Here is a 19,698-nt window from a genome sequence, read left to right as displayed (position 1 = left end):
CACCACCCGCCGGGACCGGATGGGGCCCGCGTGGAGCGGCGGCCGGGATGTGCCGGGGCCGCCGGGTGACGGCATCCCGTCGCGACCGGGGCGGCCCCTGCGGCGGCGGCGCCGCACGCGCGCCCGGATGCGCGGCCCAGGGGCCTCCCGGCGCCGGTGCGGCCCCCGGATAGACTCGTCCGCATGGTCCCACCGTTCCATGGCGACGCGGGCCCCGGGATGTGGCGGCGCGAGGCGAACACCGTGGTGCGCCGGGTTCCGCCCCTCCCCGAGCAGACGACAGCCCCCTTCGCCATAGTCGCCGGGCTGCGGATTCCCTCCGTCCCCACCGAGTGGTCGCCCCACGCGCACCCCCTGCACGAGCTCGTCTGGGTGCGCGGGGGGACGCTGACGTCCCGGGTCCGCGACCGCGTCTTCACCGTGTCCACCGGGCACGGGCTGTGGATGCCCGCCGGAACGACGCACGGGGGCAGGGTCACAGCGGGCGCGAGGTTCTACGAGGCCTTCTTCGCCCCCGACCGCGCGCCGTTCGCGTTCGAGGAGCCGAGGGCGATCGAGATGACGCCGCTGCTGGAGTCGCTGCTGAACCATCTGTCCCGCACGGATCTCGACGCGGCGGCCAGGGCGCGGGCGGAGTCGGTCGTGTACGACGTGCTCCAGCCCTCGGAACGCCAGTTCGCGTTGCAGTTGCCCGGCGACGCACGGATCGACGTGATCGCCGAAGCGCTGCTGGACGACCCCGCCGACTGCCGCTCGCTGGAGGAGTGGGCGCGGCTGCTGGGGATCAGCGACCGGACCGTCACCCGGGCGTTCCGGCAGGCGACCGGCCTGTCCTTCGCCCAGTGGCGGCAGGCGCTGCGTGTGCACCGCGCGCTGGCCCTCCTCTCGGAGGGGCTCGACGTGACGACCGTCTCCGAGGTGCTCGGCTACGCGCAGCCCAGCACGTTCATCGCCTCCTTCCGGAAGGTCGTGGGAACCACGCCGGGGGCGTTCTCGGCCTCGGCCGGCAGCGCGCCCGAGAATGTCCGGAATTCCGTATCGCCTGTCCGGGACTCCTGATTGCCGACAAAGCGACCGGAACGTAGTCTTCCCTGAGTTAGGCGACCCTTAGTTGCGCCGCGAACGGGACTTTCCGTACGCGGCAGAGTTTTTGCTGCCCGGTCGGCGCAAGCCGGACGGAGGGTGCCGCAGTCCCTGCCCCTCCGACCGTCCGGACCCCCTGATGTTCACACGCCCCTCCCGGCCCGCAGACGGCCCCGTGGCCGGCCCTGCCACGCCGGCCGCCCTCACCGGACACGACCTGGTCCTGCGGTACGGCGGCACACCGGTCGTCCACGGGGTCTCACTGGCCCTCGAACCCGGCCGGGCGACCGCACTGGTGGGGCCGAACGGCAGCGGGAAGTCCACGCTGCTGCGCGCGCTCTCCCGGCTGCACAAGGTGGACGGCGGCCGGGTGACGCTCGACTCCCCCGACGGGGCACCCGAGCGCGACGCGGCTCTGCTCAGCGCCCGGCAGTTCGCCCGCGAGGTCACCCTGTTCTCCCAGTCCAGGCCCTCACCCCAGGGGCTGACGGTCGCGGAGGTCGTGGCGTTCGGACGTCACCCGTACCGCCGCGGCTTCGCCGGGCCGACCGCCGAGGACCGGAGCGCCGTCGACCGCGCCATGGGCGTCACCGGCGTGCGGGACATGGCCGGCCGGCCGGTCGGGGAGCTCTCCGGCGGGGAGATGCAACGTGTCTGGCTCGCGGCGTGCCTCGCCCAGGACACCGGCGTCGTACTGCTGGACGAACCGACCAACCACCTGGACCTCCGCTACCAGATCGAGACGCTCGACCTGGTGCGCGATCTCGTCGACGACCACGGCATCGCGGTCGGGGTCGTGCTGCACGACCTCGACCAGGCGTCCCGCGTCGCGGACACGCTGGTCCTGATGCGCTCCGGCCGTGTGCACGCGGCGGGCGCACCCGCCGACGTCCTCACCGCGCAGAACATCGGCGAGGTCTACGACATCCGCGTCGAGGTCGGCATCGACCCCCGCACGGGCCGTCTCCGTATCGACCCGATCGGCCGGCACCCCGCCTGAGGCGGCACGTCCCGCCCCGGCGGTCACGCACCGCGGCACTCCGCCGCACCGCGTCACTTCGCAACACTTCGCATCGCACCGCAAGAAAGAGGAACGTTCATGAACCGTGCCCACCGCCTGGCGGCGTCAGCCTCCACAGGGCTCATCGTCCTGGCCGCGACGGCCTGCGGCACGACCACCGTCGACAACGCCGGGGCGAGCAGCAGCGCCTCCGCGTCGCCGGCGTCCAAGAGTTGTGCGCAGGACACCACGACCACCTCGACGAAGCCGGTCTCCTTCAAGGACGGCGTGGGCCGCCAGGTGAAGCTCGACAAGCCCGCCGAGCGGATAGCGGTCCTGGAATGGCAGCAGGTCGAGGACGCGCTGACCCTCTGCGTCACCCCCACCGCGGTCTCCGACGCGAAGGGCTACAGCACCTGGGTCAGCGCGGAGAAGCTGCCCGACGGGGTGACCGACATCGGCACCCGTGAGGAGCCCGACCTCGACACGCTCTACGCGGCCAAGCCCGACCTCATCGTCGTGGAGGCGTTCGACGCCGACGACGAGACCATCGCGAAGCTGGAGAAGCGCGGCGTTCCCGTGATGGCCACGCGGGGGGCGAACCCCAAGGACCCGATCGGGAACATGCGTGAGGTGTTCAGCATGATCGGCAAGGCGACGGGACGCACCGAGCGCGCCGACCAGGTCCTCCAGGAGTTCGACGAGCACCTCGCGACGGCGAAGAAGCAGGTCACCGACGCCGATCTGCCGACGAAGGACTTCCTGTTCTTCGACGGATGGCTGGAGGGGGGCAACCTCACCGTCCGCCCCTACAGTGACGGCGCGCTGTTCACCGAGATCGGCAAAGAGCTCGGTATGACCCCCGCGTGGACCAACGACGTCAACAAGGCGCACGGCGACGGGGGCGTCGATCCCTCCTACGGCCTCGCGCAGACCGACGTCGAGGGCCTCACCTCGGTGGGCAACGCGAACTTCTTCTACGCCAACGACGAAGGCGCCGGCGGGTACGTCGCCGCGCTGGCCAAGAACCCGCTCTGGAAGACCATCCCCGCCGTCAAGGAGGGACGCGCGCACGCGTTCCCGGCGCGGGTGTGGGGCGCCGGCGGTCCGCGCTCCTGCGAGCAGGCGATCGACGCCTACGTCAACGTGCTCAAGAAGTGAGCACGACGCAGATCTCGGCACCCCGGGAGGCGTCGCCGCCGCGCACCGAGCGCGGCGGCGGCCCCACCGGGGTGGGCGTGTTGGCACTCCTTCTCCTCGTGACCGTGCTGGTGGGCATGTGGCACCTGACGCAGGGGACGTCCGGCGTCGGCGTCGGCGACCTCGTGCGGTACCTCACCGGGGGCCGGGAGGACACCGGCGGGGCACCGGTCGGCGAGATCCTCACCGGCTCGCGGCTGCCTCGCCTGTTCGCGGGCGTGGCGGTGGGCGTCGCCCTCGGCTCGGCCGGCGCGCTCCTGCAGTCGGTCACGCACAACGCGCTCGCCTCCCCCGACACCCTCGCGGTCACGGCGGGGGCCTACTTCACGCTCTCCCTCGTCGCGGCCTTCGGTCTCGCGGTACCCCTCTGGGCGTCGGGGGCCGTCGCCTTCGCCGGCGGCCTGACGGCGGCCGCGCTCGTGCTGCTCCTCGCGGGCCGGGCGGCGGGCACCGCGGGCACCCGTCTCATCCTCGCCGGATCGGCGACGGCGATGGCCCTGGACGCGGCGACCGCGATGTTCCTCATCCTGTTCAAGCAGAACACCACCGGTCTCTACGCCTGGGGCAGCGGTTCGCTCGCCCAGCTGAACATCGACGCGTCGATGCGCGCCTTCCCCCTGGTGGCCGTCGTGCTGGGTGTCGCCCTGGCGCTGTCCCGGCGGCTGGACGTGATGAACCTCGGCGACGACGCCGCGTCCACCCTCGGTGTGCCGATCCGGGCCACCCGCGTGACCGCCGTCGTCTGCGCGGTGCTCCTGACCAGCACGGCGGTGACGCTCGCGGGCCCGATCGCCTTCGTCGGCCTCGGCGCCCCCGTCCTGGCCCGTCTGATCGCGGGGCGGGTCCGGGCGCTGCGCCGGCACCTCTTCCTGGTGCCCGCGGCCGGGCTGCTCGGCGCGCTGCTCATCCTGCTCGCGGACGCGACGCTGCGCGCGGTGCAGGGCGCGGACGGGGCCGCTTCCATCCCCACCGGCGTGCCGACCGCGCTGCTCGGCTCCGTCGTGATCGTGGTCCTCGCGCTCCGCCTCCGCGACACGGGACAGCTCCGGCAACCACCGCACGTCCGGGTCGCCGCGCGGTCGCGCCGCGCGTTCCTCCTCGTCGTGCTCGGCGCGGTGGCACTCCTGGCCGGGGCGGCCCTCGTGGCGGTCCTGGCGGGAAGCCTCTGGCTGCGGACGGGGGACCTCGCGCTCTGGGTCCAGGGCACGGCCCCCGACCTGATCGGGCAGGCACTCGACGACCGGGTCCCGCGCGTGGTCGCCGCGGTCCTCGCGGGCGCGGCACTCGGGCTGGCCGGATGCGTCGTGCAGGGCGCGGTGCGCAATCCGCTGGCGGAGCCGGGCGTACTCGGCATCACGGCGGGCGCCGGGCTCGGTGCGGCGGCCGTCGTCACGTCGGGCCTGTCCGGCGGACGGCCGCTGCTCATCGCGGCGGCGGTCGCGACGGGGCTCGCCACGTTCGCGCTGATCGCCCTGCTGTCCTGGCGCGGCGGCTTCCTGCCCGACCGGTTCGTCCTGATCGGCATCGGCTGCGGATACGGCCTCAGCTCCGTCACCACCTTCCTCCTGCTGCGTGCCGACCCGTGGAACACGCCGCGGATCTTCACCTGGCTCTCCGGCACGACCTACGGGCGCACGCTGCCGGACGTCGTACCGGTCGCGGTGGCCCTGGCACTCGCGCTCCCCGTGCTGCTCGCCATGCGCAACCAGCTCGACCTGCTCGCCGTGGACGAGGACACCCCGCGCATCGTCGGCGTCAGGCCGGTGCGCACACGCCTCACCGCGCTGACGATCGCCGCGGTGCTGGCGGCGCTCAGCGTGGTCGCCGTCGGTGCCGTCGGTTTCGTGGGGCTCGTCGCCCCGCACCTCGCCCGGTCGCTGGTGGGCACCCGGCACGGTCGGGCGATCCCGGTCTCGATGGTCCTCGGCGGGCTGCTGGTCTGCGTGGCCGATGCCCTCGGCCGCACGGTCGTCGCCCCCTCTCAGGTGCCGGCGGGCCTCATGATCGCCCTGGTCGGTGCCCCGTACTTCGTCTGGGTGCTCCGGAAGTCCCGCGCATGACCCCGGACCGCCTCTCTTTGTCACCCGTCCGACCCCCAGGAGCGCCGGAATGCCGTCTCAGCAGGAAACGCCCGTGAAGAGCGTCGTCGTCCCGTTCGGACCCGGCACGGAGCCGGCCGGGCTGAAGCGGCTCGGTCACGAGGTGCCGGAGCGCTGGCGCGCGGTCGACCGCTCCGCCCACACCCCCCGTGTCGTGGCCGTCCCGGGTGAGGACGGTGCCGGCTGGATCGGCGCCGCGCTCGTGACGGCACGCCCGCACACGGCCTACCTGAAGATCGTCGACGCCGTCGGTGACGTGCCGGCGGTCGTCCGGGCCGTCGTCGCGCACGCACGCGACCGAGGGCTCGTGCAGGTCAAGTGGGAAGGGTGGACGGCGAGCCCGGAGACCGCCGCGGCCGCCGGCTTCACCCCGCTCGCTCCCCCGCTCGCGCCGGCCGGGGACGGGGCGGGGCCCGACGCCGGGTACGTCCGCTGGCTGTGCGACGGCGCCGGGACCGAACCCCCGTACTACGGGCAGACGACCCACTTCACGTGCGGCGCCGTCACCGCCCTGGTCGCCCAGGCGCACGCGGGGACGCTGTCGCCGGAGGCGCTCGACCGCCGGGCGGAGCTGACCTTCTGGCGCGACGCGACCAACTTCCCCTCGTGCGAGCCCGTCGGACTCGGCGTCGCCGTGCGCCGGGCGTGGCCGTCGTCGCCCGTCACCGTCCACCTCGACACGGACCGGGCCGTCCTGCTCGACCACTTCCCCGAGGACGAGCAGGAGTGGCGTGCCCTGCTCCAGGACGCCTCGCGCACGGAGGCCGGGCGGATCGGCCTCCCGATCGACCCGCGCCCCCTCTCCTCCACCGCGATCCGGGACGCGATCGGCCGTCGGGAGCACGTGCTGCTCCTGGTCTCGCTCGCCGGGATGCTGGGGTTCGACGTGCCGCACTGGGTGCTCTGCCACGGCGCCGTGCCCGGCGCCGTGGTGATCGAGGACCCGTGGGCCCACGCGGTCGCCGGGGACACCTGGGTGGACGCCCACCTCCTGCCCGTCCCCGACCCCTCCCTCGACACCATGTCGGCCGTCTCGGCGGACGGCTTCCACGGTGCCGTGACCATCGGCCGCCCGCCGCACGGCGCGTCCTCTGCGGCACCGGCAGGCGCATGAGCCCCTCCCGGACCTCGGGCGGGCCCCTACCTGCCGTCCCCCGACGGCTGCGCCGTCCCGCTCCTCGCGTCCTCGGCTCCGTGGCCGATCCCCGCGAGGTAGCCGCCGAGCGTCGTCCCGGTCAGCTCCCGCACCTCCCGGGCCAGGTGTGCCTGATCGGTGCAGCCGACGGCGTACGCCGCGTCCGCGTACGCCGTCCCGGTCCGTACGAGGGCGAGGGCGCGCTGCAACCGCAGGATCCTGGCGAGTGTCTTGGGGCCGTAGCCGAACGCGGCCAGTGAGCGGCGGTGCAGCTGCCTGGCGCCCAGGCCGACCGCCCGGGCCACCTCGCCGACGGAGCGGCCCTGTCGCAGCCCCGCGGCGACGGCCGCCGTCAGCGGGTCCGGGGCCTGTGCGCCTGCCGCCCGCCGCAGCGCGGCCTCCTCCAGCGCTGCGACCGGGTCGGCTGCCGCGTCGATCCGTTCGGTGAGCCTGCGGACGCGGGCACCCGGCCAGAGCGCGTCGAGCGGGACCCGACGGTCGCGCAGCTCCCGTGCCGGTACGCCCAGGAGCGCGGGCGCGGTGCCGGGGGCGAAGCGGATGCCGGCGCAGCTCGCGTCCCCCGTACCGTCCGCATCCTGGGGGGTGAACGCGTGGGTGTCGGGGCCCGCCACCACGAGCGTGCCACCCCACAGGAGCAGGTCCATGCAGCCGTCCGGCAGCACGGGCCGGGCCGGGCCGCGTGGGCCGGTCCATGTCCAGACGACCGCACCGCCGAGCCGCGAGGCCCGTTCCTCGTACCGCGCGTCCATGGATTCCACGCTACGGGTTCATCCCTCCCGGCTGTCCCCGGTGTCCTTCTCGTCCTTGCCGGCCCGGGGGCTCTTGCCGGTGTCCCTGGTGTCCTTCGGGTCGCGGCCCGCGTGCAGCCGGGCCTTCACGTCGTCCGGGGGCAGGAAGCGCGACCAGCGCTCGGGGAACTCGGACGGTATGGAGACGTCGTCCTCCTCCTCGTCGTCCGCGTAGGCCTCCCAGTGCGCCGCCTGGGCCCGCGCGACGAGTTCGGCGGCCTGCGCGGCGCGGGCGCGCTCGGTGGCGGCGCGGGCCGCGGCCGTGGCGAGGGACGGCCAGACGCGGTCGATCGCCGCGTTGACCGCGGCGCCCACCAGCACGGCGAATGCGGAGATCCCTATCCAGAGCAGGACGGCGATCGGCGCGGCCAAGGAGCCGTAGATCGTGGGTCCTTCCACCGTGCTCGTGAGGTAGATACGGAGCAGGAAGCTGCCCAGCACCCACATCGCCAGGGCCACGAGCGCGCCCGGTACGTCCTCCATCCAGGGTGAACGCACGGGCACGGACACGTGGTACAGCGTCGTCAGGAACGCGATGGACAGCACGATGACCAGCGGCCAGTACAGGACGGCGAGGAGTTCGGTGCCCCACGGGACGAACTCAACCACCCGGTCCGGCCCGACGACCAGCAGCGGCAGCACCACGGACCCGAGCACCAGAGCGACCACGTACAGCAGGAAGGCGAGCAGCCGGGTCTTGACGATGCCGCGGTGCCCGTCGAGTCCGTACATCACGGTGATGGTCTCGATGAAGACGTTGACCGCGCGGGAGCCCGACCAGAGGGCGATCGCGAACCCGATGGAGATGACGTCGGGGCGCGCCCCGGTGGTGACGTCCTCCAGCAGCGGTTTGGCGATGTCGTTGACGCCGCGCTCGGAGAGCACGGTCTGCACGGCGCTCAGGATGTTGCGCTCGATGGAGGCGACCGTGGTCGTGGACGTCCACTCGTCGACGTAGCCGAGCAGCCCGATCAGGCCGAGCAGCAACGGGGGCAGGGACAGCAGGGTGAAGAACGCGGCCTCGGCGGCGAGACCGAGAATGCGGTACTCCATGCACGAGTTGACGGTGTCCTTGATCAATCGCCATGCCATCTGCCGCTTGGACACGTTGCGGTAGAGGACGCGCGCCCGGTGGAGCCGGCCCGACGGGCGCTCGGGTGTTTCATTTGCTGCCTGCACCTCTTTACCGTATCGGCATGGCAGCAACCACCCACACAGTGACCAACCAGGTACCGCCGCTGGTCGGCTATGACGTCTTCGCCCGCGACCGGGCGCTGACCGAGGCCGTGGAGCGGCATCTGGAGCCCTCGATCCTCCCCGAGGCCCGCGGGGAGCTGGAGGCTCTCGGGCTCTCGGCCGGTTCCGCCCAGGCCCAGACATGGGGTGCGCAGGCGAACGAGAACCCGCCGCGGCTGCGGACGCACGACCGGTACGGGCACCGCCTGGACGAGGTGGAGTTCCACCCGGCCTGGCACCGGCTGCTCGGGCACGCGGTGTCGGCCGGCCTCACCGACGCCTGGGGCAGGCCCGGCGGGCACGTGCGGAGGGCGGCGGGCTTCCTGGTGTGGACGCAGGTCGAGGCCGGTCACGGCTGCCCGCTGTCCATGACGCACGCGGCGGTCCCGGCGCTTCGCACCGACCCGGCGCTGGCCGCCGAGTGGGAGCCGCTGCTGACCTCGCACATCTACGAGGAGGGGCTGCGGCCCGCCCGGCGGAAGGCCGGGGCGCTCTTCGGGATGGGCATGACGGAGAAGCAGGGCGGGACCGACGTACGGTCCAACACCACCCGGGCCGAGCCGCTGGGCGGTGACGGCGAGTACCTGCTGACCGGTCACAAGTGGTTCTGCTCGGCGCCCATGTCCGACGGTTTCCTCGTGCTGGCGCAGGCGCCGGGCGGGCTGAGCTGCTTCCTGGTGCCCCGGGTCCTGCCGGACGGCACCAGGAACGTCTTCGCGATCCAGCGGCTCAAGGACAAGCTGGGCAACCGGTCCAACGCCTCGGCCGAGGTCGAGTTCGACGGGACCTGGGCCCGCCGGGTCGGCGAGGAGGGGCGGGGGGTGCGCACCATCATCGAGATGGTGGCGGCCACCCGGCTGGACTGCGTGGTGGGTTCGGCGGCGCTGATGCGGCAGGCGGTGACGCAGGCGATCCACCACAGCGCGCACCGCAGCGCGTTCGGCGGTCTGCTGGTCGACAAGCCGCTGATGCGCAACGTGCTGGCCGATCTGGCCCTGGAGTCGGAGGCGGCGACGACGCTCGGGCTGCGGCTGGCGGCCGCGTACGACGCGGACACCGAGCAGGAGCGGGCCTTCCTGAGGATCGCGGTGCCGACCGCCAAGTACTGGGTGACCAAGCGGTGCACGGCGGTCGTCGGCGAGGCGCTGGAGTGCCTGGGCGGCAACGGGTACGTCGAGGAGTCGGGGATGCCCCGGCTGCTGCGGGAGGCGCCGCTCAACTCGATCTGGGAGGGCTCGGGCAACGTCCAGGCGCTCGACGTGCTGCGGGCGCTGCGGCGTGAGCCGCAGGCGCTCGACGCCTTCCTCCGGGAGGTGGGCAGGGCGCGGGGTGCCGACCACCGGCTCGACGCGGCGATCAAGGACCTGCTGACGGAGCTGGCGGACCTGGACGCCGTCGAGGCGCGGGCCCGGCGGCTGGTGGAGCGCATGGCGCTGGTGCTCCAGGGGTCGCTGCTGCTGCGCTGGGCGCCGCCGGAGGTCGCGGACGCGTTCTGCGCCTCACGGCTGGGCGGGGACTGGGGCGCGGCCTTCGGGACGCTGCCGCACACCCTGGACCTGGCCTCGGTCGTGGAGCGGGCCCGGGTGGCGTAGGACGCGGGCAAACGAAGGAGGGTGATGCTGCGCCGACACGGCACCACCCTCCACGCTTGTGCGCACCGCACGGTGGCGTCGGTGACCCCGCCGCGTGGTGTCCCGCCACTCTCGTACGGTCGGCGGCCGGTCACCAGAGTTGCAAAGGGTTGCACCCGATGTGCGGAGTGCCAGGTGGAGGGGGTTCCGGGGCGGCAGGATGGGGGCGGGGCCGGGTAGCTCACTTCCGGAGCGGGCCACGCATCGTCTTGGGGGAACCGGTCATGGAAACACGTCCCGTCGTCGGGCCCGCCGCCTCGGACCCGGTCCGTCTGGTCCACCGGGCCCGGGAGGCCCGGCTGGCGGGCGACCGCACCGTGCCGGCGCCGCGGGCCGAGATCGACGCGTCCTGGGAACGGGTGCTGCGCAGCGGTGTCGATCCCGAGCAGTCACCGGAGAGCGAGCTGCTGGAGACGGACGAGATCGAGCACCGGCGCCGCAGCTCCGCGCTCGGTGAGGTGATGCCGTTGCTGCGGGACGGGCTGGCGACCATCGCCGACGCGGCCCAGCAGATCCTCGTCGTCACCGACCCGGAGGGCCGGGTGCTGTGGCGTCAGGGCCACGCGGCGGTGATGCGCCTGGCGAAGGACATCTGTCTGGAGGAGGGGGCCGCCTGGTCGGAGACGACGACCGGGACGAACGCGATCGGGACCGCGCTCGCCACCCGTGTCCCCGTCCAGGTCCACTCGGCTGAGCACTTCATCCGCGCGCTGCACGGCTGGACCTGTGCGGCGGCCCCGGTACGGGACCCGCGGGACGGCCGGCTGATGGGCATCGTGGACATCAGCGGCCCGGCGTCCACCTTCCATCCCACGACGCTCGCCCTGGTCGGTTCGGTGGCGGCGCTCGCGGAGAGCGAGCTGCGGGCCCGGCACCTGGTCGCGATCGAGCGGCTGCGGTCGGTGGCCGCGCCGATCCTGTGCCGGCTGGCCGGCCGGGCGCTGGCGGTGGACTCCCACGGGTGGCTGGCGGCCGTGAGCGGGATGCCGCCGGTGGACCGGCTGCCGCTGCCGAAGTCGTTGCGGCCCGGCCGGGTGTGGCTGGCCTCGCTCGGGATGTGCCGGGTGGAGCCGTTGCCGGGCGGCTGGCTGGTGCAGGTGTCCGAGGGCCACGCCGAGGCGCCGCCGCGCCGGGTGGTGCTCGACCTGAGCCGTGAGCGGGCACTGGTGGCGCACGTGGCGGGGCCGGTGGGCACCTGGACGGTGAAGCTCTCGCCGCGTCACGCGGAGCTGCTGTACGCGCTCGCCCTGCGCCGGGAGGGGCGTACCGCCGCGGAGTTGGCCGAGGACGTCTTCGGCGACGCCACCAGGACGGTGACGGTGCGGGCCGAGATCTCACGGATGCGCCGCCACCTGGCGGAGGTGCTCGCCCACCGCCCGTACCGCTTCGGCGAGGGGGTCGAGGTGGAGGTGGTCCACCCCGCCCACCCGGCGGACCTGCTGCCCCGCTCGACGGCCCCGGTGGTGGTCAGGGCGCGGACGAACGCGGGGCCGGTCTGAGGCATGTCGGGTGGCCCGGTGTGCGGTGCGGGAGGGCGGCGTGGTTTTCTGGCGGCCATGAGCAACGCCACGAGCCCCGTCACCTCCGCCGCGGCCGCCCCCGAGGTGACGGTCTGGTCCCTGGAACAGACCTCCCCCTCCGATCTGCGTCCGGCCGCCGCCGCGGCCGACGACGTTCGGATCGTGCGGTCCGTGACACCGCTGCCGGAGTTCAGCCGGTTCCTGTACACGGCCGTCGGCGGGGACATCCGGTGGACCGACCGGCTCGGGCTGTCGTACGCCCAGTGGCAGGAGATCCTCCGACGGCCGGGCGCCGAGACCTGGGTGGCGTACGAGAGAGGGACGCCCGCCGGATTCATCGAGCTCGACGCCCAGGACGGCGGCGTGGTCGAGATCGCGTACTTCGGGCTGATCCCGGCCTTCCGGGGCCGCCGGATCGGCGGCCACCTCCTGTCGTACGGGGCGGCCCGTGCCTGGGACCTGGCCGAGCGGCACCGGGGCCGGGCGCCGACCACCCGGGTGTGGGTGCACACCTGCTCCGACGACGGCCCGCACGCCATGGACAACTACCTGCGCCGGGGGTTCCGGCTCTTCGACACCCGGACCGAGCACGGGTCCGCCGCGGCGCCGCCCGGTCCCTGGCCCGGTGCGTTCCCGTCCCCCGCTCACGATCCGGCTCCCGGCGCCTGAGCCACACGACCCGGTCGAGTCGCTTTGTCGACCTACCGGAGTGACCGGCACCACATCGTCTCATATAGCGGGACCATGTCGTCCACATGATGGATCGTGGTGGACTGGCCCGAGATGCGCGTGACACGCTTCCGTCATGTCTGGAACTGGAATTGCCTTGGTGAGTCGGCGGCACGTCGACCTCGGCCGCATGTCCAGCGCCATCTGTCCGGCCCGCTGAGAGCTTCCAGCACCGCCGCGAACCCTTCTCCGCACCACCCTCCTGCGCACCGCCGCGCCTCACGCGAGTGTGCAGTTCAAAGCCGCCCTCCTGCAGTCCCGAAGGACGTATTTGCCATGGCCAGCACCGAACAGCCTGCTACCGCCACGCCCCGCCGCAAGGCCGGACGGCACCGTGGCGAGGGCCAGTGGGCCATGGGACACTTCACTCCGCTCAACGGGAACGAGCAGTTCAAGAAGGACGACGACAGTCTCAACGTGCGGACACGCATTGAGACGATCTACTCCAAGCGCGGCTTCGACTCGATCGACCCCAACGACCTGCGCGGGCGCATGCGCTGGTGGGGCCTGTACACCCAGCGCAAGCCCGGCATCGACGGCGGCAAGACCGCGGTGCTGGAGCCGGAGGAGCTGGACGACCGCTACTTCATGATGCGGGTGCGCATCGACGGCGGAAGGCTGACGACCGCTCAGCTCCGGGCGATCGGCGAGGTGTCCGAGCAGTACGCGCGGGGCACCGCCGACATCACCGACCGGCAGAACGTCCAGATGCACTGGGTCCGCATCGAGGACGTCCCGGCGATCTGGGAGAAGCTGGAGGCCGTCGGGCTCTCCACCACCGAGGCCTGCGGCGACTGCCCGCGCGTCATCATCGGCTCACCGGTGGCCGGTATCGCCGCGGACGAGATCATCGACGGCACCCCCGCCGTGGAGGAGATCCACGAGCGGTACATCGGCAGCCCGGAGTTCTCCAACCTGCCGCGCAAGTTCAAGACCGCGATCTCGGGTTCGCCCGTGCAGGACGTGGTGCACGAGATCAACGACATCGCGTTCGTCGGCGTGGAGCACCCCGAGCACGGCCCCGGCTTCGACCTGTGGGTCGGCGGCGGGCTCTCCACCAACCCGCGACTGGCCGAACGCCTGGGCGCCTGGGTGCCGTTGGACGAGGTCGCCGATGTCTGGGCCGGTGTCGTCGGCATCTTCCGGGACTACGGCTACCGCCGGCTGCGCACCCGCGCCCGCCTGAAGTTCCTGATGGCCGACTGGGGTCCGGTCAAGTTCCGCCAGGTGCTGGAGGACGAGTACCTGAAGCGCCCGCTGCTGGACGGTCCCGCCCCCGCCGAGCCCTCCTCCCGCTGGCGCGACCACATCGGCGTCCACCGCCAGCAGGACGGCCGGTACTACGTGGGCTTCGCCCCGCGCGTCGGCCGGGTGGACGGCTCCACCCTGGCCAAGATCGCGGAGCTGGCCGAGGAGCACGGATCGGGCCGGGTGCGGACCACCGTCGAGCAGAAGATGATCATCCTCGACGTGGAGCAGGACCGGGTCGAGTCGCTGACCGCCGGACTGGAGGCGCTGGACTTCCAGGTCCATCCCTCCCCGTTCCGGCGCGGCACGATGGCCTGCACCGGGATCGAGTTCTGCAAGCTGGCGATCGTCGAGACGAAGGCGCGCGGCGCCGCGCTCATCGACGAACTGGAGCGCCGCCTCCCGGACTTCGACGAGCCGCTCACCATCAACATCAACGGCTGCCCCAACGCCTGCGCCCGCATCCAGACCGCGGACATCGGGCTCAAGGGCCAGCTCATGCTGGACGCCGACGGCAACCAGGTCGAGGGCTACCAGGTACACCTGGGCGGAGCGCTGGGCCTGGAGGCCGGCTTCGGCCGCAAGGTCCGCGGCCTGAAGGTCACCTCGGCCGAACTCCCCGACTACGTCGAGCGGGTGCTCGGCAGGTTCCAGGAGGAGCGCGAGGACGGCGAGCGCTTCGCGGCCTGGGCGGCCCGCGCCGGTGCGGAGTCCCTGTCATGAGCGAGCGAGCCGCGCCGTTCCACTGCCCGTACTGCGGCGAGGAGGACCTGCGCCCGCACGAGGCGGGGCACGGCGCCTGGGAATGTGCTTCCTGCAATCGCGCGTTCCAGCTGAAGTTCCTGGGCCTGCTGGCCCGGGGCCTGAAGCGCGACGACGTGGAAGGGGACGGGACATGACGGACACTCCGCAGACCGCGACGCTCGCGGACGAGGAGCTGAGGGAGCTCGCCGAACGGGCCGGGCGCGAGCTGGAGGACGCCTCCGCGCTCGACATCCTGAAGTGGGCCACCGAGACCTTCGGCCCCCGCTTCTGCGTCACCTCCTCCATGGAGGACGCGGTCGTCGCCCACCTCGCCTCCCGGGTGCTGCCCGGTGTGGACGTGGTGTTCCTCGACACCGGCTACCACTTCGAGGAGACCATCGGCACCCGCGACGCGGTCGACGCCGTGATGGACGTCAACGTCATCACGCTGACCCCGCGCCGTTCGGTGGCCGAGCAGGACGCCGAGCACGGACCGAGGCTGCACGACCGCGACCCCGACCTGTGCTGCGCGCTGCGCAAGGTCGAGCCGCTCGAGGAGGGGCTGACCGGGTACACCGCCTGGGCGACCGGTCTGCGCCGCGACGAGTCCCCGACCCGGGCGAACACCCCGGTCGTCGGCTGGGACGGCAGGCGCCGCAAGGTCAAGGTCTCCCCGATCGCCCGCTGGACGCAGGACGACGTGGACGCGTACGTCGCCGAACACGGCGTACTGACCAACCCGCTGCTGATGGACGGCTACGCCTCCGTCGGCTGCGCGCCCTGCACCCGGCGGGTGCTGGAGGGCGAGGACGCCCGGGCCGGCCGATGGGCCGGGCGCGGCAAGACGGAATGCGGGCTGCACGGCTGATGACGACTGATCAGGAGATACCGATGAGCGTGACGGAGACGGGAGCCACCCTGTGGCTCACCGGTCTGCCGAGCGCGGGCAAGACCACCCTCGCCTACGAGCTGGCCGGCCGGCTGCGGAGCGAGGGTCACCGGGTCGAGGTGCTGGACGGCGACGAGATCCGGGAGTTCCTCTCCGCGGGCCTCGGCTTCTCCCGCGAGGACCGGCACACCAACGTCGCGCGGATCGGCTTCGTCGCCGGGCTGCTGGCGGCCCACGGTGTGAAGGTGCTCGTCCCGGTCATCGCCCCGTACGCCGACAGCCGCGACGCGGTCCGCAAGCGCCATCTGGCCGAGGGCACCACGTATCTGGAGGTGCACGTCGCGACGCCCGTCGAGGTGTGCTCGGTCCGTGACGTGAAGGGGCTGTACGCCAAGCAGGCGGCGGGTGAGCTCAGTGGTCTCACCGGGGTCGACGACCCCTACGAGGCACCCGAGTCGCCGGACCTGCGGATCGAATCGCACCGGCAGACCGTGCAGGAGTCCGCGGCGGCGCTGCACGCGCTGCTCACCGAGAGGGGCCTGGCGTGAGCACCGTCACCACCGTGCCGGAAGGCACCGACCACCCGTACGCGCTCAGCCACCTGGACTCGCTGGAGTCGGAGGCCGTGCACATCTTCCGTGAGGTGGCGGGTGAGTTCGAGCGGCCGGTGATCCTCTTCTCCGGCGGCAAGGACTCGATCCTGATGCTGCACCTCGCGCTGAAGGCGTTCGCCCCCGCCGCGATCCCCTTCTCCCTGCTGCACGTCGACACCGGGCACAACTTCCCCGAGGTCCTCGCCTACCGCGACCGCACCGTCGAGAAGCACGGACTGCGCCTGCACGTCGCCTCCGTCCAGGACTACATCGACGCCGGCACCCTGCGTGAACGCCCCGACGGCACCCGCAACCCGCTCCAGACGGTCCCCCTCACCGAGGCCATCCAGCACCACCGCTTCGACGCCGTCTTCGGCGGCGGCCGCCGCGACGAGGAGAAGGCCCGCGCCAAGGAACGCGTCTTCTCCCTGCGCGACGAGTTCTCCCAGTGGGACCCCCGCCGTCAGCGCCCCGAACTCTGGCAGCTCTACAACGGCCGCCACGCCCCCGGCGAACACGTCCGCGTCTTCCCGATCTCGAACTGGACCGAACTCGACGTCTGGCAGTACATCGCCCGGGAGGGCATCGAGCTCCCCGAGATCTACTTCGCGCACGACCGCGAGGTCTTCGACCGCAACGGCATGTGGCTCACCGCCGGCGACTGGGGCGGCCCCAAGGACCACGAGAGCGTCGAGACCCGCCAGGTCCGCTACCGCACCGTCGGCGACATGTCCTGCACCGGCGCCGTCGACTCCGACGCCACCACACTGGACGCCGTGATCACGGAGATCGCCGCCTCCCGGCTCACCGAGCGCGGCGCCACCCGTGCCGACGACAAGATGTCCGAGGCCGCGATGGAGGACCGCAAGCGCGAGGGGTACTTCTGAGGGCACCGCGGGTGGGTCACGCCGGGCCCGCGTGCCCTGGCGCCACCCCCCGCCGCGTCGTCGTTCCCCGCCACGACTCCGTCCCCGAGTTCTCGGCTTCGCTCGAGCAGGGGAGACCCCGACTGCCTCCCTCCTCCGCCTTGCGATCCACGGCGCCGGACCCCGCTCCCTGACCCGGCCTGAGCCACACGAGAGGCCCGCCATGACCCTCAGCACCGCCGAGCAGCTCTCGGCCACCACCCTCCTGCGGTTCGCCACCGCCGGCTCCGTCGACGACGGCAAGTCCACCCTCGTCGGGCGCCTCCTGCACGACTCCAAGTCCGTCCTGACCGACCAGCTCGAAGCCGTCACCCTGGCCTCCACCAACCGCGGCCAGGAGACCCCCGACCTCGCGCTGCTGACCGACGGACTGCGCGCCGAGCGCGAGCAGGGCATCACCATCGACGTGGCCTACCGCTACTTCGCCACGCCCCGCCGCCGCTTCATCCTCGCCGACACCCCCGGCCACGTGCAGTACACCCGCAACATGGTCACCGGCGCCTCCACCGCCGAACTGGCCGTCGTCCTCGTCGACGCCCGCAACGGCGTCGTCGAACAGACCCGCCGCCACGCCGCCGTCGCCGCCCTCCTGCGCGTCCCCCACGTCGTCCTCGCCGTCAACAAGATGGACCTGGTGGACTACGCGGAGCCGGTCTTCGCCGCGGCAGCCGAGGAGTTCACCGCGTACGCCGCCTCTCTGGGCGTCCCGGAGATCACGGCGATCCCGATCTCGGCGCTGGCCGGGGACAACGTGGTGGAGCCCTCCGCCCACATGGACTGGTACGGCGGTCCGACCGTGCTGGAGCACCTGGAGACCGTGCCGGTCAGCCACGACCTGACGGAGTGCCCGGCCCGCTTCCCCGTGCAGTACGTCATCCGCCCGCAGACGGCCGAGCACCCCGACTACCGCGGGTACGCCGGTCAGATCGCCTCCGGTGTGCTCCGGGTCGGCGAGAGCGTCACCGTCCTGCCGTCGGGCCGTACGACGACCGTCGCGGGGATCGACGCGCTCGGGGAGAGCGTCGACGTCGCCTGGGCCCCCCAGTCCGTCACCCTGCGGCTCGCCGACGACCTGGACATCTCGCGCGGCGACCTGATCGCGCCGAGCGCCGACGCGCCGGGCACCACCCAGGACGTCGAGGCGACGGTCTGCCATGTGGCGGACCAGCCGCTCACCGTCGGACGCCGGGTGCTGCTCAAGCACACCACCCGCACGGTCAAGGCGATCGTCAAGGAGATCCCGTCGCGGCTCACCCTGGACGACCTCTCCCAGCACCCGGCCCCCGGGCAGCTGGTCGCCAACGACATCGGCCGGGTCGTGGTGCGTACCGCCGAGCCGCTCGCGCTCGACGCCTACGCGGCCTCCCGGCGCACCGGCTCGTTCCTGCTGATCGATCCCTCGGACGGTACGACGCTGACGGCCGGCATGGCGGGCGCCTCGTTCGCCGCCGTGGACGCCCAGGACACCGAGGACACCTCGGCCGAGGACGCGGGGTGGGACTTCTGATGATGACGGACTTCTTCTCGACCTTCGCGAAGGAGGGCGGCCGCGTCGGCAGCGGCGCCCTCGGCAGCGGCCAGGGCGGGGTCGGGCGATGTGCGGCATGACGTACGCGCACTGCCTGCGCGCCCGCCCGTACCATCCGCACCACCGTGTCAGACGAAGACGACCAGCCGACGACCCGGCCGCACCTCCGCGCCATCGGGGGATGTGAGACCGGGCCGACGAGAGGAAAACCTCCCGTGCCAGCCCCTCGTACCACCCTTCGCCGCGGCATCGCCGTCGCCGCCGCCCTGCCGCTGCTCGCCGTGGCGCTCACCGCCTGCGGCTACGGCTCCGACGCGAAGGAGGAGGACACCAAGAGTGTCTCCACCGGAGGGAAGAAGCTCTCCACCGACACCGTGAAGATCGGTTACTTCCCGAACCTCACGCACGCCACCGCCCTGGTCGGCATCCAGGAAGGCATCATCGCCAAGGAGCTGGGCAGCACCTCGGTGAAGCCCTCGACGTTCAACGCCGGGCCCTCCGAGATCGAGGCGCTCAACGCGGGTTCGATCGACATCGGCTTCATCGGCCCCTCCCCCTCGATCAACGGGTACACCAAGTCCAAGGGCCAGAGCCTGCGCATCATCGGCGGTTCGGCCTCCGGCGGCGTGAAGCTGGTCGTCAACCCGGAGAAGATCAAGACGCCGGACGATCTCAAGGGCAAGAAGATCGCCACCCCGCAGCTCGGCAACACCCAGGACGTGGCCTTCCTGCACTGGATAGCCGAGAAGGGCTGGAAGGTCGACGCGCAGAGCGGCAAGGGCGACGTCTCCGTCGTCCGCTCGGACAACAAGGTGACCCCGGACGCCTACAAGTCCGGTTCCCTGGACGGCGCGTGGGTGCCGGAGCCGACCGCTTCCAAGCTGGTCTCCGAGGGTGCGAAGGTGCTGCTGGACGAGTCGACGCTGTGGCCGGACGACCAGTTCGTGATCACGAACATCATCGTGTCGCAGAAGTTCCTCACCGAGCACCCGGACGTCGTCGAGGCGGTGCTGCGCGGCACGGTCAACACCAACAAGTGGATCAACGCCAATTCCGACAAGGCCAAGGCCTCGGCCAACGCCGCGCTGGAGAAGCTGAGCGGCAAGGCCCTGCCCGCCGAGGTCCTCGACCCGGCCTGGGAATCCATCAAGATCACCGATGACCCGCTGGCCAGCACCCTGGACGCGCAGGCGCAGCACGCCGTGGGCGCCGGGCTGCTGGAGGCTCCGGACCTCAAGGGCATCTACGACCTGAAGCCGCTGAACAAGATCCTCAAGGCCGAGGGCGCCTCCGAGGTCTCCGACGCCGGTCTCGGCGTCAAGTAGCCC

General features: G+C 72.5%; 18 protein-coding genes. 16 read left to right on the top strand and 2 right to left on the bottom strand.

The genetic code is table 11. The features are described 5' to 3' along the window. The first annotated feature begins 219 nt into the window (after positions 1-219). From SACTE_RS26600 to SACTE_RS26580, 5 genes are all read left to right on the top strand, one after another. The gene (locus SACTE_RS26600) at positions 220-1,059 is read left to right on the top strand and encodes an AraC family transcriptional regulator (protein WP_014049115.1); all 840 of its coding nucleotides are present in this window, start codon (positions 220-222) and stop codon (positions 1,057-1,059) included. 163 nt (positions 1,060-1,222) lie between these two features. Further along, positions 1,223-2,083, top strand: a complete 861-nt coding sequence (locus tag SACTE_RS26595; protein WP_014049114.1) for an ABC transporter ATP-binding protein — start codon at positions 1,223-1,225, stop codon at positions 2,081-2,083. A gap of 99 nt (positions 2,084-2,182) precedes the next feature. Further along, a complete protein-coding gene (locus SACTE_RS26590; RefSeq protein ID WP_014049113.1) occupies positions 2,183-3,244 on the top strand; it encodes an iron-siderophore ABC transporter substrate-binding protein in 1,062 nt (353 codons plus the stop codon). Further along, a complete protein-coding gene (locus SACTE_RS26585) occupies positions 3,241-5,343 on the top strand; it encodes an iron ABC transporter permease (RefSeq protein ID WP_014049112.1) in 2,103 nt (700 codons plus the stop codon). The genes SACTE_RS26590 and SACTE_RS26585 overlap by 4 nt, the downstream gene beginning before the upstream one ends. 49 nt (positions 5,344-5,392) lie before the next feature. Continuing rightward, the gene (locus tag SACTE_RS26580) at positions 5,393-6,496 is read left to right on the top strand and encodes a peptidase C39 family protein (protein ID WP_014049111.1); all 1,104 of its coding nucleotides are present in this window, start codon (positions 5,393-5,395) and stop codon (positions 6,494-6,496) included. Positions 6,497-6,522: 26 nt separating this feature from the next. Here SACTE_RS26580 and SACTE_RS26575 read toward each other — a convergent pair whose 3' ends face one another. Together SACTE_RS26575 and SACTE_RS26570 are read right to left on the bottom strand one after the other, a co-directional pair. Next, positions 6,523-7,287, bottom strand: coding sequence for a helix-turn-helix transcriptional regulator (locus SACTE_RS26575; protein ID WP_014049110.1), 765 nt, complete (start codon positions 7,285-7,287; stop codon positions 6,523-6,525). 18 nt (positions 7,288-7,305) lie between these two features. Next, positions 7,306-8,505, bottom strand: a complete 1,200-nt coding sequence (locus SACTE_RS26570) for a YihY/virulence factor BrkB family protein (protein WP_014049109.1) — start codon at positions 8,503-8,505, stop codon at positions 7,306-7,308. A gap of 17 nt (positions 8,506-8,522) precedes the next feature. Between SACTE_RS26570 and SACTE_RS26565 the strand changes: the two genes are divergently transcribed. The 11 genes from SACTE_RS26565 to SACTE_RS26515 all read left to right on the top strand — a co-directional run bounded on the left by SACTE_RS26565 (position 8,523) and on the right by SACTE_RS26515 (position 19,695). Beyond that, positions 8,523-10,154: an acyl-CoA dehydrogenase family protein gene (locus tag SACTE_RS26565; protein WP_014049108.1), complete on the top strand. Its 1,632-nt coding sequence runs from the start codon at positions 8,523-8,525 to the stop codon at positions 10,152-10,154. 263 nt (positions 10,155-10,417) lie between these two features. Next, on the top strand, positions 10,418-11,692 hold the full coding sequence (locus tag SACTE_RS26560) for a GAF domain-containing protein (protein ID WP_014049107.1): 1,275 nt from the start codon (positions 10,418-10,420) through the stop codon (positions 11,690-11,692). 57 nt (positions 11,693-11,749) lie between these two features. Further along, positions 11,750-12,382 carry a GNAT family N-acetyltransferase gene (locus SACTE_RS26555; protein WP_014049106.1) on the top strand — a complete coding sequence of 211 codons (633 nt, stop codon included), beginning with the start codon at positions 11,750-11,752 and terminating at the stop codon, positions 12,380-12,382. Positions 12,383-12,518: 136 nt separating this feature from the next. Continuing rightward, positions 12,519-12,602 carry a putative leader peptide gene (locus tag SACTE_RS35590; protein WP_310591794.1) on the top strand — a complete coding sequence of 28 codons (84 nt, stop codon included), beginning with the start codon at positions 12,519-12,521 and terminating at the stop codon, positions 12,600-12,602. Positions 12,603-12,718: 116 nt separating this feature from the next. Beyond that, positions 12,719-14,413: a nitrite/sulfite reductase gene (locus SACTE_RS26550; protein WP_014049105.1), complete on the top strand. Its 1,695-nt coding sequence runs from the start codon at positions 12,719-12,721 to the stop codon at positions 14,411-14,413. Next, the gene (locus SACTE_RS26545; RefSeq protein WP_014049104.1) at positions 14,410-14,589 is read left to right on the top strand and encodes a hypothetical protein; all 180 of its coding nucleotides are present in this window, start codon (positions 14,410-14,412) and stop codon (positions 14,587-14,589) included. The genes SACTE_RS26550 and SACTE_RS26545 overlap by 4 nt, the downstream gene beginning before the upstream one ends. Next, complete coding sequence (locus tag SACTE_RS26540) at positions 14,586-15,302, top strand: phosphoadenylyl-sulfate reductase (RefSeq protein WP_014049103.1); 717 nt, start codon at positions 14,586-14,588, stop codon at positions 15,300-15,302. The genes SACTE_RS26545 and SACTE_RS26540 overlap by 4 nt, the downstream gene beginning before the upstream one ends. A 23-nt stretch (positions 15,303-15,325) precedes the next feature. Further along, positions 15,326-15,871: an adenylyl-sulfate kinase gene (gene cysC / locus SACTE_RS26535; RefSeq protein ID WP_014049102.1), complete on the top strand. Its 546-nt coding sequence runs from the start codon at positions 15,326-15,328 to the stop codon at positions 15,869-15,871. Next, positions 15,868-16,803 carry a sulfate adenylyltransferase subunit CysD gene (cysD, locus tag SACTE_RS26530; RefSeq protein WP_014049101.1) on the top strand — a complete coding sequence of 312 codons (936 nt, stop codon included), beginning with the start codon at positions 15,868-15,870 and terminating at the stop codon, positions 16,801-16,803. Before cysC ends, cysD begins: the two co-directional genes overlap by 4 nt. A gap of 202 nt (positions 16,804-17,005) precedes the next feature. Further along, positions 17,006-18,349 carry a GTP-binding protein gene (locus SACTE_RS26525; protein ID WP_014049100.1) on the top strand — a complete coding sequence of 448 codons (1,344 nt, stop codon included), beginning with the start codon at positions 17,006-17,008 and terminating at the stop codon, positions 18,347-18,349. Positions 18,350-18,585: 236 nt separating this feature from the next. After that, positions 18,586-19,695, top strand: coding sequence for an aliphatic sulfonate ABC transporter substrate-binding protein (locus tag SACTE_RS26515; protein ID WP_014049098.1), 1,110 nt, complete (start codon positions 18,586-18,588; stop codon positions 19,693-19,695). Positions 19,696-19,698 lie beyond the last annotated feature (3 nt).

It is taken from the genome of Streptomyces sp. SirexAA-E, assembly GCF_000177195.2.
In the GTDB taxonomy this organism is placed as follows: Bacteria; Actinomycetota; Actinomycetes; order Streptomycetales; family Streptomycetaceae; genus Streptomyces; species Streptomyces flavovirens.
This window is presented reverse-complemented; position numbering and strand designations above follow the sequence as displayed.